Source organism: Ramlibacter sp. bp-362 (assembly GCF_054956735.1).
This window is the reverse complement of record NZ_JBUDXE010000002.1, coordinates 211,796-225,702: the sequence shown is the minus strand read 5'-3', so window position 1 is coordinate 225,702 and position 13,907 is coordinate 211,796. Positions and strand designations below refer to the sequence as shown.

General features: G+C 70.5%; 12 protein-coding genes. 3 read left to right on the top strand and 9 right to left on the bottom strand.

What is annotated here, in order from left to right; all coding sequences use genetic code 11:
- Positions 1-3 precede the first annotated feature (3 nt).
- From ACY0MJ_RS03520 to hydA, 8 genes are read right to left on the bottom strand one after another with little or no spacing between them, the layout of a single operon-like run.
- Complete coding sequence (locus ACY0MJ_RS03520) at positions 4-1,296, bottom strand: TRAP transporter large permease (protein ID WP_462636895.1); 1,293 nt, start codon at positions 1,294-1,296, stop codon at positions 4-6.
- Entirely contained in the window at positions 1,293-1,949 is a 657-nt protein-coding gene (locus ACY0MJ_RS03515; RefSeq protein ID WP_462636894.1) for a TRAP transporter small permease subunit, read from the bottom strand. Before ACY0MJ_RS03515 ends, ACY0MJ_RS03520 begins: the two co-directional genes overlap by 4 nt.
- Before the next feature lie 2 nt (positions 1,950-1,951).
- Positions 1,952-2,998 (bottom strand): TRAP transporter substrate-binding protein, encoded by a 1,047-nt coding sequence (locus tag ACY0MJ_RS03510; RefSeq protein ID WP_462636893.1) that lies wholly within the window; start codon positions 2,996-2,998, stop codon positions 1,952-1,954.
- Between the two features lie 39 nt (positions 2,999-3,037).
- The gene (locus ACY0MJ_RS03505; protein WP_462636892.1) at positions 3,038-4,318 is read right to left on the bottom strand and encodes a TRAP transporter large permease; all 1,281 of its coding nucleotides are present in this window, start codon (positions 4,316-4,318) and stop codon (positions 3,038-3,040) included.
- Positions 4,315-4,848 carry a TRAP transporter small permease gene (locus ACY0MJ_RS03500; RefSeq protein WP_462636891.1) on the bottom strand — a complete coding sequence of 178 codons (534 nt, stop codon included), beginning with the start codon at positions 4,846-4,848 and terminating at the stop codon, positions 4,315-4,317. The genes ACY0MJ_RS03505 and ACY0MJ_RS03500 overlap by 4 nt, the downstream gene beginning before the upstream one ends.
- A 21-nt stretch (positions 4,849-4,869) precedes the next feature.
- Positions 4,870-5,865, bottom strand: a complete 996-nt coding sequence (locus ACY0MJ_RS03495) for a TRAP transporter substrate-binding protein (protein ID WP_462636890.1) — start codon at positions 5,863-5,865, stop codon at positions 4,870-4,872.
- A 13-nt stretch (positions 5,866-5,878) separates the two neighbouring features.
- The gene (locus ACY0MJ_RS03490) at positions 5,879-6,628 is read right to left on the bottom strand and encodes an aspartate/glutamate racemase family protein (RefSeq protein ID WP_462636889.1); all 750 of its coding nucleotides are present in this window, start codon (positions 6,626-6,628) and stop codon (positions 5,879-5,881) included.
- 7 nt (positions 6,629-6,635) lie between these two features.
- Positions 6,636-8,108: a dihydropyrimidinase gene (gene hydA / locus ACY0MJ_RS03485; RefSeq protein WP_462636887.1), complete on the bottom strand. Its 1,473-nt coding sequence runs from the start codon at positions 8,106-8,108 to the stop codon at positions 6,636-6,638.
- 207 nt (positions 8,109-8,315) lie between these two features.
- Between hydA and ACY0MJ_RS03480 the strand changes: the two genes are divergently transcribed.
- The 3 genes from ACY0MJ_RS03480 to ACY0MJ_RS03470 all read left to right on the top strand — a co-directional run bounded on the left by ACY0MJ_RS03480 (position 8,316) and on the right by ACY0MJ_RS03470 (position 11,831).
- A complete protein-coding gene (locus ACY0MJ_RS03480; RefSeq protein ID WP_462636886.1) occupies positions 8,316-9,041 on the top strand; it encodes a maleate cis-trans isomerase family protein in 726 nt (241 codons plus the stop codon).
- A 134-nt stretch (positions 9,042-9,175) separates the two neighbouring features.
- Complete coding sequence (locus ACY0MJ_RS03475) at positions 9,176-9,820, top strand: GntR family transcriptional regulator (RefSeq protein WP_462637093.1); 645 nt, start codon at positions 9,176-9,178, stop codon at positions 9,818-9,820.
- A 112-nt stretch (positions 9,821-9,932) separates the two neighbouring features.
- Positions 9,933-11,831, top strand: a complete 1,899-nt coding sequence (locus ACY0MJ_RS03470) for a DUF6600 domain-containing protein (RefSeq protein ID WP_462636885.1) — start codon at positions 9,933-9,935, stop codon at positions 11,829-11,831.
- Positions 11,832-11,836: 5 nt separating this feature from the next.
- Here ACY0MJ_RS03470 and fusA read toward each other — a convergent pair whose 3' ends face one another.
- Positions 11,837-13,891: an elongation factor G gene (gene fusA, locus ACY0MJ_RS03465; RefSeq protein WP_462636884.1), complete on the bottom strand. Its 2,055-nt coding sequence runs from the start codon at positions 13,889-13,891 to the stop codon at positions 11,837-11,839.
- Positions 13,892-13,907 lie beyond the last annotated feature (16 nt).

Here is a 13,907-nt window from a genome sequence, read left to right as displayed (position 1 = left end):
GCCTCACATGTTCCGGGGCAGCCAGGTCACGAGCTGCGGCACGGCCAGCAGCAGCATGGTGAACAGGATCATGATCAGCGCGTAGGGCAGCGCGCCCCAGATGGCGTCCTGGATGCCGCCCTTGTCCGGCCGGATGCCGTGCACCACGAACAGGTTCATGCCCACCGGCGGCGTGATCAGGCCCAGCTCGCACATCAGCACGATGAAGATGCCGAACCAGATCGGGTCCACGCCCAGCGCCGTCGCGATCGGGTAGGTGATCGGGATCGTCGCCACCTGCATCGAGAGCACGTCCATGAACATGCCCAGGATCAGGTAGAACACGATCAGCGCCAGGATCAGCCCGGTGGCCGACAGGCCCAGGCCCGCCACCCACTTGGTCATCGCCTCGGCGACGCCCGTGAGGCTGATGGTCAGGTTCAGGATGAAGGCCGCCATGATGATCAGCAGGATCATCCCGCTGATCCGCGCCGTGGAGATGAAGCAGGTGCGCATCACCTCCCAGTTCAGCTTGCCGGAGCGCCAGACGAAGACCAGGGCCGCGACGACGCCGAGGGCCGCGCTCTCGGTGGCGGTGGCGATGCCGAAGTACAGGCTGCCCATGACGATCCCGAACACCACGGCCGGCGGGACCAGGTGGACCAGGACGCGCATGCGCTCGTCCAGCGGCACCTTGGCCTCGCGCTTCACCTCGCCGCTCATCACGCTGGAGATCCAGATCCAGAGCATGAAGCAGCCCGTGAGCAGCAGGCCGGGGATGATGCCGGCGATGAACAGCTTGCCGATCGAGTTGTTGGTGAGCGAGCCGTACACGATCATGTTGACCGAGGGCGGGATCAGGATGCCCAGCGTGCCGCCGGCCGCCAGCGAGCCGAGCGAGGCGCGCATGGAGTAGCCGCGCTTCTGCAGCGAGGGCAGCGCCACGGTGCCGACCGTCGCCGCGGTCGCGACGGAGGACCCCGAAGTCGCCGCGAACAGCGCGCAGCTGCCGATGTTGGTGTGCAGCAGGCCGCCAGGCAACCGGCCCAGCCAGGCCGACAGCGCGATGTACATGCGGTCGGCGATGCCCGAGCGCAGCAGCAGTTCGCCGAGCAGCACGAACAGCGGGATGCAGGTGAGCAGGTTGTCGTTCTGCACGCCCCAGACCACCGGCGCGATGGAGTCCATGAACGGGTGCCCGTAGGCGGCGATGCCGCCCACGATGCCCACCACCGCCATCGAGACGGCGATGGGCAGGCCCACGAGCATCATCCCCAGCATGGCGAAGAAGGCCAGCGAGATGACCATGACGTTCATTTCTGCTCTCCTTCGGCCGCCTGGCGCTGCGCCAGGTCCTCGAGTTCTTCCTTCAGTTCTTCCTTGGCGCTCTTGGGCTGGAACTCGTGGTTCAGCCGGTCCATGCGCCCGCCGAACAGCAGCAGCGAGGCCCGCAGCGCGTAGCCGCACGCCACCAGCGCGAAGACCACCAGGCCGATGTACCAGACGGTCTGCGGATAGATCAGGGGCGTGGCCCAGGGCGTCTGCGCCGTGCTGCCGTACTGCAGCGTGTCGGCCAGCACCTTGAAGGCGATCCAGGCGATGAACACGCCCAGCGCCGCCAGGGAGACGACGGCGAACCAGTTCAGCACGGACTGCAGCCTGCGGGGCAGCAGCTCGTGGAACACGTCCACCCGGATGTGCGCCCGGCCCATCAGGGCGAGGCTGAAGGCGATCGTGGAGCCCACCGCCAGCGCGTAGCCGCCCAGTTCGTCGGCGCCTTGCAGCGACACGTTGAACAGCTTGCGCGACAGCGTCTCGACCGTCACCACGGCGGACAGCCCGAGGAAGAGCGCGCCGAAGACGGTGGCCAGCACCGTCTCGACGCGGTCCTTCATCGAGGCCGCCGACGCCGGCTTGGCCGCCCCGCCCGCGACGGGCGGGGCCAGCAGGTCGCTGGTCTGCGTGGCCACGGTCACTTCAGCCCCAGCACCGGCGCCACGGTCGCCTTCCACTTCTTCGAGCAGTCCGGGTTGGACTTGTCGCAGACCTCGGCCCAGACCGGCAGCGACACCTTGCTCACGGCGCCGCGCACCAGCTCCAGGTCGGCCGGCGAGACCGGCACGTTCACCAGGTTGAACTTCTTGCCCGTCTTGCAGGGCTCCTTGCCGGTGTTGCAGTTCAGCGCGTCCTGGAACAGCTCTTCGGAGTAGGACCAGATGTCGTTGGTGAGGCCCTGGAAGGCGGCCGTCAGCTTGGCCTGGTGGTCGGGCTTGAGCCGGTTCCAGGCCTTGAGGGTCATCGCGTAGCCGTTCAGCGCCATCTGGAAGCCCAGGGGCATCTGGTGCGTCGTCACTTCCGGCCAGCCGGCGGAGTTGGCGGAGCTGGGCCCGGTGATGGCGCAGTCCACGACGCCCAGCGACAGCGACTGGTGCGTGTCGGCGAAGGACACCGGCACCGGCGTGCCGCCGACCAGCTCGATGAACTTGGCCAGGTTCTGGTCGTACACGCGGACCTTCATGCCCTTGATGTCGGCCAGCTTGGCGATCGGCTTCTTGCAGAACAGCACCTGCGGGCCGAAGGGCCAGACGCCCAGCAGCTTCACGTTGAACTGCTTCTGCAGGCGCTCGTCGATGGTCTTGAAGTAGGCGTCGGCCACCTTGCGGCCGGTCGCGTAGTCGGGCGAGGCGCCCACCAGGTCCAGGCCCAGCAGCGTGGGCTCGTCGCGCGAGTTCTGCGACACGCGCAGCGACACGATGTCGAACAGGCCGGCCTTCATCACGCGCAGCTGCTCGGTGTCCTTCAGGCCCAGGGTGTCGATCGGCTTGTAGTCCACGTCGATCGGCAGGCCCGTCTTCTCGGCGAAGTGCTCGAAGAAGGCCTGTTCCTTGTTCTTCTGGATCAGGCCGGTCGCGAGCGGCTGGCCGATCATCTTGAACTGGATGTGCTGCGCGGCTGCGGGCAGCGCCAGCGTGGCGGCGAGCGCGACGGCCGCCAGGGACTTCAGGGGTCGCAGGGACATGGTGGAGCTCCTCAGGGTGGGTGGAGTGGGCAGGGGGGATCAGTAACCCAGCGCGCGCGGCAGCGCGGTCACCAGGGGCGGGAACAGCATGCAGGCGACCAGCACGCCGTACATCAGGGCGATGAAGGGCCAGACGTTGGCGACCAGCTCGCGCATGCGCACGCCGGTGATGCCGCAGACGACGAACAGCACGACGCCCACGGGCGGCGTCAGCATGCCGATCACCAGGTTCAGCACGAACAGGAAGCCGAAGTGCAGCGGGTCGATGCCGTACTGGATGGCGATCGGGTGCAGCAGCGGCACCAGCATGATGTAGGCGGCGTTCGACTCCAGGAACATGCCGACCACGAACAGCAGCAGCGAGACCAGCGCCAGGTACACGAGCGGGCTGTCGGTGATCGCCTTGAGCAGCACCGTCAGCTTCTGCGGCAGCAGGTCCACCGTCATCAGGTAGGTGATGACCGAGGCGAAGGCGATCAGCGCGCCGACCATGGCGGAGGTGATGGCCGCCCGCACGACGATGCCCGGCAGGTCCTTCATCGTCAGCGTGCGCGTCACGAAGAAGCCGAGCAGCGCGGAGTAGACGACGGCGATCGCCGATCCCTCGGTGGCGGTGAAGGCGCCGCCGACGATGCCGCCGATCACCAGCACCGGCATGGCCAGCACGACGAGCGAGCGGCGCAGTTCCGCCAGCACGGTGCGCAGGCGGAAGGGTTCGCCCGTGACGGCCCAGCCGCGGCGCGTCGCGATCCAGGAGCACAGGGCGATGAAACCGATGGTGATGATCAGGCCGGGCAGGACGCCCGCCATGAACATGCCGCCCACCGACACCGAGGAGCCGGCCATGAAGGCGTAGACGATCATGGCGCCGCTGGGCGGGATGATCGGCCCGAGGTTGGCCGCCGCCGCGACGATGGCGGTGGCGAAGCCCTTGTCGTACACCTTGGACAGCGAGGGCACCAGGATGGAGGACAGCGCGCTCGCGTCCGAGACGGCGGCGCCGGAGACCGTCGCCAGGCCCGCGCCCGAGAGCATGGTCACGTGCGCCAGGCCGCCGCGCACGCGGCCGACGATGGTGTTGGCCAGCGCGATCAGCCGCTCGACGATGCCCGCCTTGATCATCAGCTCGCCCGCCAGCATGAAGAAGGGGATCGCCATCAGCGGGAAGGAGTTGATGGCGTGCATCATGCGTTGCGGCACCATCGTCAGGTCCACGCCGCTCGCGAGCAGCGCCACCAGCGCCGCCACGCCCATGGCGAAGGCGATGGGCAGCCCCAGCAGCGACAGGCCCATGAAGCCGGCGATGACGGCGGCGCTCATTCCGCGCCTCCCGCCTTCCTGGCCGGCGGGCCGGCGATCACGATGCGCAGCAGGTGCAGCGCGCTGAACAGCGCGCCGATGGCGACGGGCACGATGAACCAGCCGACGCTGATGTCCACGGTGGCCATCAGCTCGTCCCACTGCTCGCGGCAGGTGCGCACGGCCGCCCAGGCGATCGCCAGCATCATCGCGGCGGCCAGGGCCGCGCCGGCGCGGCGCAGCACGGACTGGCCGGCGGCCGGCAGCTTGTCCACCAGCAGGTCGATGCCGATGTGCGCGCCGTCGCGCACGCCCAGCGGGATCGCGAGGAAGATGGCCCACACGAAGGCGAGCCGCCCGATCTCGTCGGCCCAGTCGATCGATTCGTTGAAGCCGTAGCGCAGGGCGACCTGCGCCGAGACGACGCCGACCATCACGGCCACCGAGGCGAGCAGGACGGCCGTGAGCGCGCGGTCGGCGGCGCGCAGCAGGCGCAGGGGCCAGGCGGCGGGCACGGCGTCCGCGGCCGGCAGGGGCAGGGCGTGTTCCATGCCGTGCTCCTTCATGAGGGATCAGTGCTTCGCGGCCTCGGCGAGGACCTGGTTCACCAGGTCGGCGCCGGCGCGCTTCTTCACGTGCTCGATCACGGGCAGCGTGGCCTTGCGCATCTCCTCGCGGGCGGCCGGCGTGATCTCGGTGTAGGTCATCTTGGCCTTCAGCTGCGCCAGCTGCTTGGCCTCCTCCTCGGCGGCCAGCTTGCGCTGGTAGGCGATGGTGGCGGTCATGGCCTCGCGCACGGCCTTCTGGTATTCGGGCTTCAACTGCTCGAAGGCGCGCTTGCTGGCGACGACCGCGATGAAGTCGAAGAAGTGGCCGGTGTTCGAGAGGTACTTCTGCACCTCGCTGAAGCGGCTGGCGGAGATCACGCTGTACGGGTTCTCCTGGCCGTCGACCACGCGCTGCTCGAGCGCGGAATAGAGTTCCTTCACGTCCATGGCGACCGGGTTGGCGCCGAGCGCGCGGAAGGTGGCCAGGTGCGTGTCGTTGGGCTGCAGGCGGACCTTCAGGCCGTCGAGGTCCGCCTTGGTGCGGATCGGGCCCTTGCTGTTGGTGACGTGGCGCATGCCCAGCTCCATCCAGCCCAGCGAGATGAAGCCCTTGTCCTGCAGTTTCCTGTCGATCGCCTGGCCCACCGGGCCGTCGATCACGCGGAAGGCCGACTCGCGGTTGGCGAACACGAAGGGCAGGCTCACCGCCTCCAGCTCCGGGGCGATGCGCGAGAGGAAGGCCGCGCCCACCCAGGTCAGCGCCAGCGTACCGGAACGCACGGCGTCGACGTTCTCCTTGGCGCCCCCGAGCTGCATCGCGGGGAACACGTCCACCTGCAGCTGGTTGTTGGTCAGGCGCGCGACTTCCTTGCGGAACACCTGTTCCACGGCGACGCTGGACGGATGCTCGGTCGCGAAGTTGCCGGCGATCTGCAGCTTCTGCTGGGCGGCGGTGGGCAGCGCGGCGCCGAGCGCCAGGACGGCGGCCAGGGCGGCGCGGGCGATGGAGGTCTTCAGCATGCGGGTCCTCTGTTCAGGGTCGGGTGGCGTCGAGCAGCCGCGCGATGCCCTCGGGCAGCCCGCGGTGCGGCTTCTGGGGCGGCGGCGCGAAGCTGCCGCGCCGCGCGCGGCCGGGCTTCAGGGCCACCAGGGTTTCGGCGTGGCGCACGGCGCTGGAGACGCCGTCCACCACGGGCACGGGCAACTGCCCCTGCAAGGAGCGCGCGAGGCCCGCGAGCGGCGCGCCGGCGAGGATGATCACCTCGGCGCCGTCCTCGTCCACGGCGCGTTCGGCCAGCGCCTTCAGCGCCTGCGCGTGTTCTTCCTGCACGCCGCCGATGCTGGAAAGCGGCCGGTCGAGGGCGCGGATGCTGGCCAGCCGGTCGCCGAAGCCGTAGCTCTCCACCACCTCGCGGTACCAGGCCTGGATGCGCTGCGAGATCGCGATGATGGAAATGCGGTGGCCCAGCAGGTGCGCCGTGGCGAGCGCCGCTTCCGTCATGCCGGTGACCGGCACCGGCAGCAGTTCGCGCAGGCCCGTGAGCCCGGGGTCGCCGAAGGCGGCGACCACCACGGCATCGCAGGTCCCGCAGTGTTCGGCGGCCACCTGCGCCGTCGCATAGGCGCCCACCAGCGATTCGAAGCGCGTCTCGATGTAGGCGACGCCGAAGGGCGCCGTGCGCACCTCGATCTCCGTGCCGGGCGAGGCGCTGCGCTGCGCCTCGGCGCGGATCAGGTCCGACACGCTGTCCGAGATGTTGGGGTTGACCAGCAGGATGCGCATGGCGGCCTCAGGCGCGCTTGGGCAGCAGGGAGGGCGTGCCGCAGGGCAGGAACTTGCCGCGGCCGGCGTGGCCGGTGAAGGACTGGCCGTCCCACACGACCTCGCCGCGCGAAAGCGTCAGCGCCGGCCAGGCCTTCAGCTGCATGCCTTCGTAGGGCGTGTAGTCCACGGCGTGGTGCAGCCTGTCGTTGCGGATGGTGACTTCGCGCTCGTCCCACAGCACCAGGTCGGCGTCGCTGCCGACGGCGATCGTGCCCTTGCGCGGGTGCAGGCCGTAGGCCTTGGCCGGGTTGGTGGCGGTGAGCTCCACGAACTTCTGCAGCGTGATGCGGCCGCCCAGCACGCCCTCGGAATAGAGCAGCGGCAGGCGCGTCTCCACGCCGGGGATGCCGTTGGGGATGTGGCGGAAGGCGACTTCCTCGCCGCCGATCTTCTTGCCCTGCGGGTCCTCGTAGCGGAAGGGCGCGTGGTCGGACGAGAAGACGGTGAACAGGCCGTCGGTGAGGCCTTCCCAGATCTTCTGCTGGTTGGCCTTGTCGCGCGGCGGCGGGCTGCAGATGCAGCGCGCGCCCAGGTAGCTGTCGTCGATGCCGAGGTCCTCCGCGGTGAGGAACAGGTACTGCGGGCAGGTCTCGGCGAAGATGGACAGGCCGTGGCTGCGCGCCCAGCGGATCTGCTCGATCGCCTCGCGGCCCGACACGTGCACGATCAGGATCGGCACGTCGACCAGTTCCGACAGCGCGATCGCGCGATGCGTCGCCTCGCGCTCCACCAGCATGGGGCGCGCGTGCGCGTGCCAGCGGGGGGCCGTGCGGCCGGCGGCTTCCAGCCGCTTCGTCAGCCACTCGATGCAGTCGGCGTTCTCGGCATGCACCATGGCCAGCGCCCCGTGGGTGCGGGCCACGTCCAGCACGTCGAGGATCTGCGCGTCGTCCAGCTTCAGGTCGTCGTAGGTCATGTAGACCTTGAACGAGGTGTAGCCCTGCGCGATCAGCGCCGGCAGTTCCTTCTGCAGCACCTGCGGCGTCGGGTCGCTCACGATCAGGTGGAAGGCGTAGTCGATGCAGGCCTTGCCTTCGGCGCGGCCGTGGTAGTCGACTACCGCCGCCTCCAGCGACTGGCCCTTCATCTGCGCCGCGAAGGGGATCACGGTGGTGGTGCCGCCGCAGGCGGCCGAGCGCGTGCCGCTCAGGAAGTCGTCGGCCATCTTCGCCGGGCCTTCCATCGGCTGGTCGAGGTGGCAGTGGGCGTCGACCCCGCCGGGCGTGACGGTGCGGCCGGCCGCGTCGATTTCCTTCCGGCCTGCCGGCAGGCCCTCGCCGAGCAGGGCGATGCGCCCGCCGCGGATGCCGATGTCGCAGGAGAAGGTGTCGCTGGCCGTCGCCACGCGGGCGTTGCGGACGACCAGGTCCAGGCCGGTGGCGGCGCTGGATGCAGACAGGGTTGTCGACAATTCGTTGGCGGAGCGCGGGTTGGTCATGGCTTTCGTCAAGGTGGCGGCGCGTCCGCGGGTCCCGGGAAAGGGCCGGCCGGCCGGTGGGAGGCAACTATGGACGACGGGCCCGGGGTGCGCGGTTGGTGTTTACACCAATGTCGACAATTTGGATCAAAATATGTGGAATCGCCGGCCCGCCTTCGCCATACTCCGGGGCGGGGCGTGCGTTGCCCGTCCCGTCCAGGAGATTTCGTGACCCAAGCCTTGCGCCTGGGGGTGCTGACCCCCTCTTCCAATACCGCGCTGGAACCGCTCACCAGTGCGCTGGTCGCCGCCCTGCCCGGCGCCAGCGCCCATTTCTCGCGCTTCCGCGTCACCGAGATCGCGCTCGACGCGGCCGCCCTCGGACAGTTCGACGACAGCAAGATCCTGGCGGCCGCCGAGCTGCTGGCCGACGCCAAGGTCGACGCGATCGGCTGGAGCGGCACCTCCTCCGGCTGGCTGGGCTTCGACCGCGACCGCCAGCTGTGCGAGCGCATCCGCGAGCGCACCGGCATCCCGGCCACCACCGCGGTGCTGGCCTTGAACGAGCTCATGGCGCTCAAGCGCATCCGCAAGCTGGCCCTGGTGAGCCCCTACACGCCCGACGTGCAGCAGCGCATCGTCGCCAACTACCGCGACCTGGACATCGAGGTGGTCGCCGAGCGCCACCTGGGCATCCGCGTCAACCACGATTTCGCCGGCGTCACGCCGCGCCAGCTGCGCGAGCTGATGGACGACGTGGCCCGCGCCCGGCCGCAGGCCATCGCCACGTTCTGCACCAACCTGCGGGCGGCGCAGCTCGCGCCCGACTTCGAGGCGCAGCACCGCATCCCGCTGCTCGATACCGTGAGCACCACCGTGTGGGGCATGGTGCGCGCCGCCGGAGGCGCGCCGGAACGCATCACCGGCTGGGGGGAGCTGTTCCAATGGAGCTGAGCCCCGGACGCGGCAAGGCCGCTGAACGCGTCGCCGACAACGGCCACGCGCCCGAGCGCTCCCGCGCCGCCGCCAAGGGGGCGGCACGCAAGGCGCCCGCGGCGCGCGCCGAGCGCGAGAAGTCGGTCGACGAGATCTACGAGCGCATCTACACGGCCATCCTGGAGCACCGCCTGCACCCCGGCACCAAGCTGGGCGAGGAGCGGCTGGCGGACATCTTCGGCGTCAGCCGCGCGCGGGTGCGCGAGGTGCTGGCGCGGCTCGCGCACGAACAGATCGTGGAGCTGTTCCCGCAGCGCGGCGCCTACGTCGCCAAGCCCACGATCGAGCAGGCCCGCGACGTGTTCGAGGCGCGCCGGCTGATCGAGCCGGCGGTGCTGCGCCGGCTGGTCGACACGCTCACGCCGGAGAAGACCCAGCGCCTGCGCCAGCACCTGGAACTGGAGACTGATGCGCGCCGCCGCGGCGACAAGCGCGCCGTGATCCGGCTCTCGGGCGAGTTCCACACCTTGCTGGCCGACCAGGCCGGCAATTCGGCGCTGGCGCGCAGCATGCGCGAGCTGTGCATGCTGACCTGCCTGACCATCTTCCTGTACGACGCGCCGACCGCGCAGAGCTGCCGCGACGACGAACACCAGCTGATCATCGATGCCGTCGCGAAGCGCGACCGAGCGCGCGCCGAAAAGATCATGCTGGACCACCTGGACCACATCGAAGGCAGCCTGCAGCTGGACCACACCAACGGCGAGGCGGACCTGGAAGAGATCTTCCGGGCCTGAGCCCGGCCGTGCGGGCGTGAACAAATCACGCCCGGCGCCTCGGCGGACGGGCGGCGTTGCGGAATTTACGGGGGCTTTACCGCGACGGTTCACGCTCGCGCGTTGAGGGTCCATGAGGTCCCGCCACATGTCCATCGCCATGCACTCCGTCACCTACCGCCGCTTCCGTCGCGCCCTGCCCTGGCTCGGTGCGCTGCTCGTGTTCTGGCTGGCCACCGCGGCCTTCGCGCAGGACGCCGTGGACCCGCCCGGCCGGGTCGCCCACCTCAGCTTCCGCGAAGGCGGGGTCGTGTTCGCCCCGCAGGGCGAGGAGGAGTGGATCGACCTGCCGCAGAACCGGCCGCTCACCGTCGGCGACCGGCTCTGGAGCGACCGCGGCGCGCGCGCCGAACTGCAGCTCGGCTCGGCCACGCTGCACGTCGACGGCGAAAGCCACATCGGCGTGAGCGCGCTCGACGATCGCGCGGCGCAGTTCATCGTGCAGCAGGGTGCCGTGAACGCCCGCGTGCGCGAGCTGCTGGATGGCGAGAACTTCGAGATCGACACGCCCAACGTGGCGGTGCGTGCGCTGCAGCCCGGCGACTACCGCGTCGACGTCGATCCCGCCACGCAGCAGACGCGCGTGAGCGTGCAGAGCGGCCTGGCGGCGGTGTACGGCGAGGACGGCCAGTCCATCCAGCTCGGGGCCGGGCAGCAACTGAGCTTCGCCGGCCGCACGCTGGCGCAGGTGCAGGGCCCCGCCTACCAGCAGGACAGCTTCGGCCTGTGGGCCGCCGAGCGCAACCGGCAGGAGGACCAGTCCATCGCCGCGCGCCACGTGCCGCGCGGCGTGGTCGGCTACGCCGAGCTGGACCAGCACGGCACCTGGAGCCAGGACGCGACCTACGGCACGGTGTGGTACCCGCAGGTGACGGTGGCGGACTGGGCCCCCTACCGCTACGGCCACTGGTCCTGGATCGCGCCCTGGGGCTGGACCTGGATCGACGATGCGTCCTGGGGCTTCGCGCCCTTCCACTACGGCCGCTGGACGCGCATCCACGAGCGCTGGGCCTGGGTGCCCGGCCGCCTGGCCGCGCGTCCCTACTATTCGCCGGCCATGGTCGCCTTCCTGGGCGGCGACGGCGCGCAGTTCAGCCTGAGCATCGGCTCCGGCCCCGCGGTCGGCTGGTACCCGCTCGCGCCCGGCGAGGCCTGGTGGCCCACTTACCGCACCAGCCCGCGCTATGTCGGCTTCGTCAACTACAACATCGACCTGCACCGGTACCCGCGCAACTACGGCAACCACTACTGGCGCCAGCGCCCCTTCGCCGTCACGGCGGTGCGCGAGGACGACTTCCGCCACGGCCGCCCGGTGTATCGCCACTGGCGCGCGCTGCCGGCCGACGCGATCCGCCACGCCCGCATCGGCGCGGTGCCGGGGCGCCCGGAGCGCCACGGCGGGCGCGAATTCGATTCCGTGCGGCGCCTGCGCAGCACGCCGCCGGCGAACGTGCAGCCGCAGCGTTTCTGGGGCCACCGCGACGTGCCGCCCGCCGTGCGCGACCAGGCCCGCGCCCAGCGCGAGCAGGACCGCCTGCAGCGCGACGCCGAGCGCAACGCGCGCAGCCAGATCCGCGAAGCCGAACGCAACCGCCAGCTGCAGGACCCGCGCGTGCAGCGCGAACAATGGCAGCGCCAGCGCGAACAGGCCGGCCGCGACCAGCAGGAGCGCGCGCAGCGCGAAGCGTGGCAGCGGCAGCGGGAAGCGCAGCGCGAGCAGCGTGAAGCGTGGCAGCGCGAACGCGGGCAGGACCGCGACCGCGGCGGCTGGCAGCGCCAGCGCGAAGCCGAGCGCGGACGCTCCGAGCAGCCGCGGATGATCCGCCAGCAGCAGCCGGTGCAGGTGCCGCGCCGCGCGTCCGTGCCGGTAGTGGAGCAGGAACGCGCGGTGCGCGGCGGCGGCCGCGGTGAAGCCCGCGGCCATCGCGGCGGCGGCGAAGGCCGGCCGCAGGGCTTCCGGCTGGTGCCCTGAGGAGCCTAGCCCTCGTCCTTCAGCTTGTACTGCGACGCCAGCTGCGCCTGCACGTTCGGGGGCACCGGTTCGTAGTGGCTGAAGGAGATCGTGTAGCGGCCCTGGCCGCCGGTGAGCGAGTTCAGGCGTGACTGGTAGCTCGCGAGCTCCGACAGCGGCGCCTGGGCCAGCACCGTCAGCGCCCCCGCGGTGGCCGACTGCGTGCCGCTCACCTGGCCGCGCCGGGAGGCGAGGTCGCCGGTGATGTCGCCCATGTTCTGCTCCGGCGCGGCGATCTCCACGTCGACGATCGGCTCCAGCACGCAGGGCCGCGCCGCCTGCACCGCGGCGATCAGCGCCTTCTTGCCGGCCTGGATGAAGGCGATCTCCTTGCTGTCCACCGTGTGGTGCTTGCCGTCGTACACGACCACCTTGAGGTCGACGACGGGATAGCCCGCGATCACGCCGGCCTCCATCGCCTGGCGCACGCCCTTTTCCACCGCCGGCATGAAGTTGTTCGGGATCGCCCCGCCCTTCACCTCGTCGACGAACTGGAAACCGCTGCCGCGCGGCAGCGGCTCGATGCGCAGGAACACCTCGCCGAACTGGCCGGCGCCGCCGGTCTGCTTCTTGTGGCGGTGGTGCCCTTCGGCCGGCGCGGTGATCGTCTCGCGGTAGGCGATGCGCGGCGGCCGCGTCTCGACCTGGCAGTTGTGGATCTCGGTCAGGCGGTCCAGCAGCGTGCGCAGGTGCAGCTCGCCCAGGCCGTACACCACCGTCTCGTTGGTGGTCGCGACGTGCTCCACGCGCAGGCAGGGATCCTCGCTCACCAGCTTCTGCAGGATGTCGTGCAGGCGCTGCTCGTCACCGCGCCGCTTGGGCGTGATCGCCAGGCCGTGCACCGGCACCGGGAACTGCAGCGGCTTGAGGTGGATGTGCGCGTCTTCCGCCGCGTCGTGCAGGACCGCGTCGAAGTGCAGATCCTCCACCTTCGCGATGGCGCAGAGGTCGCCCGGCACCGCCTTCGCCACCTCCTTCAGCTCCTTGCCCTGCAGCATGAAGAGGTGGCCCACCTTGAAAGGGCGGCGCCCGTCCCCGACGTACAACTGGCTGTCGCGCGTGATCGTCCCCTGGTGCACGCGGATCACGCCCATCTTGCCCACGTAGGGGTCCTGCGTGATCTTGAACACGTGGCCCAGCACGTGCTTGTCGGGGTCGGCCTCGGCCCGGATCGGCTGCGCATCCTCGCCCTCGCCTTCCAGGAAGGCCGGCGGGTTGCTTTCGCTCGGGTCGGGCAGCAGGCGCTCGATCACGTCCAGCAGCTCCGGCACGCCGGCACCCGTGCGCGCGGAGACGAAGCAGATGGGCACGAGGTGGCCTTCGCGCAGCGCCTGCTCCAGCGGCGCGTGCAGTTCCTCCGGCGCGACGTCGCCGTCGTTCAGGTAGCGCTCGACGAAGGCGGCGTCGACCTCCACGACCTGCTCCACCAGCGCGCGGTGCGCCTGCTCCACGGAGGAGAAGTCGGGCGGCGGGCCGTCGTCCTGCAGCTTCCAGAAGCAGTCGACGACGCGCTCGCCCTTCTGCGAGGGCAGGTTCAGCGGCAGGCACTCCTTGCCGAAGGCGGCCTGCAGCTCGCCCACGAGCGCCTGCAGGTTGACGCCCTGCGCGTCGATCTTGTTGACGACGATGATGCGGTCGCGTTCGCGCTGCCGCGCCCACTCCATCATCCGCACGGCCATGGGCTCCACGCCCGCGGCCGCGTTGACCACGACGACGGCGGTCTCGACCGCTTCCAGGGCCGGCAGCGACTGGCCGAGGAAGTCGGGCGCGCCGGGCGTGTCGACGAGGTGGGTGGTGATGCCGCGGTGTTCGAAGTGCAGCAGCGCCGTGTTGAGCGAACGCAGCGCCCGCTTCTCCAGCGGGTCGTGGTCCGACACGGTGCTGCCCTTCTCTACGCTGCCGGGTGCGCCCACCGCCCCGGCCTTCCACAGCAAGGCTTCGGCCAGGCTGGTCTTGCCGCCGGCGCTCGGGCCCACCAGGGCCAGCGTGCGCCGTGCGGCGATGTCGCGATGGGTTGCCACTGAACGAGCCCTCCAG

Excerpts from the sequence above, each read along its gene's own strand:
- ACY0MJ_RS03520 (WP_462636895.1), bottom strand. The coding sequence starts at position 1,296 with ATGAACGTCATGGTCATCTCGCTGGCCTTCTTCGCCATGCTGGGGATG.
- ACY0MJ_RS03510 (WP_462636893.1), bottom strand. The coding sequence starts at position 2,998 with ATGTCCCTGCGACCCCTGAAGTCCCTGGCGGCCGTCGCGCTCGCCGCC.
- ACY0MJ_RS03505 (WP_462636892.1), bottom strand. The coding sequence starts at position 4,318 with ATGAGCGCCGCCGTCATCGCCGGCTTCATGGGCCTGTCGCTGCTGGGG.
- ACY0MJ_RS03500 (WP_462636891.1), bottom strand. The coding sequence starts at position 4,848 with ATGGAACACGCCCTGCCCCTGCCGGCCGCGGACGCCGTGCCCGCCGCC.
- ACY0MJ_RS03495 (WP_462636890.1), bottom strand. The coding sequence starts at position 5,865 with ATGCTGAAGACCTCCATCGCCCGCGCCGCCCTGGCCGCCGTCCTGGCG.
- ACY0MJ_RS03490 (WP_462636889.1), bottom strand. The coding sequence starts at position 6,628 with ATGCGCATCCTGCTGGTCAACCCCAACATCTCGGACAGCGTGTCGGAC.
- hydA (WP_462636887.1), bottom strand. The coding sequence starts at position 8,108 with ATGACCAACCCGCGCTCCGCCAACGAATTGTCGACAACCCTGTCTGCA.
- ACY0MJ_RS03470 (WP_462636885.1), top strand. The coding sequence starts at position 9,933 with ATGAGGTCCCGCCACATGTCCATCGCCATGCACTCCGTCACCTACCGC.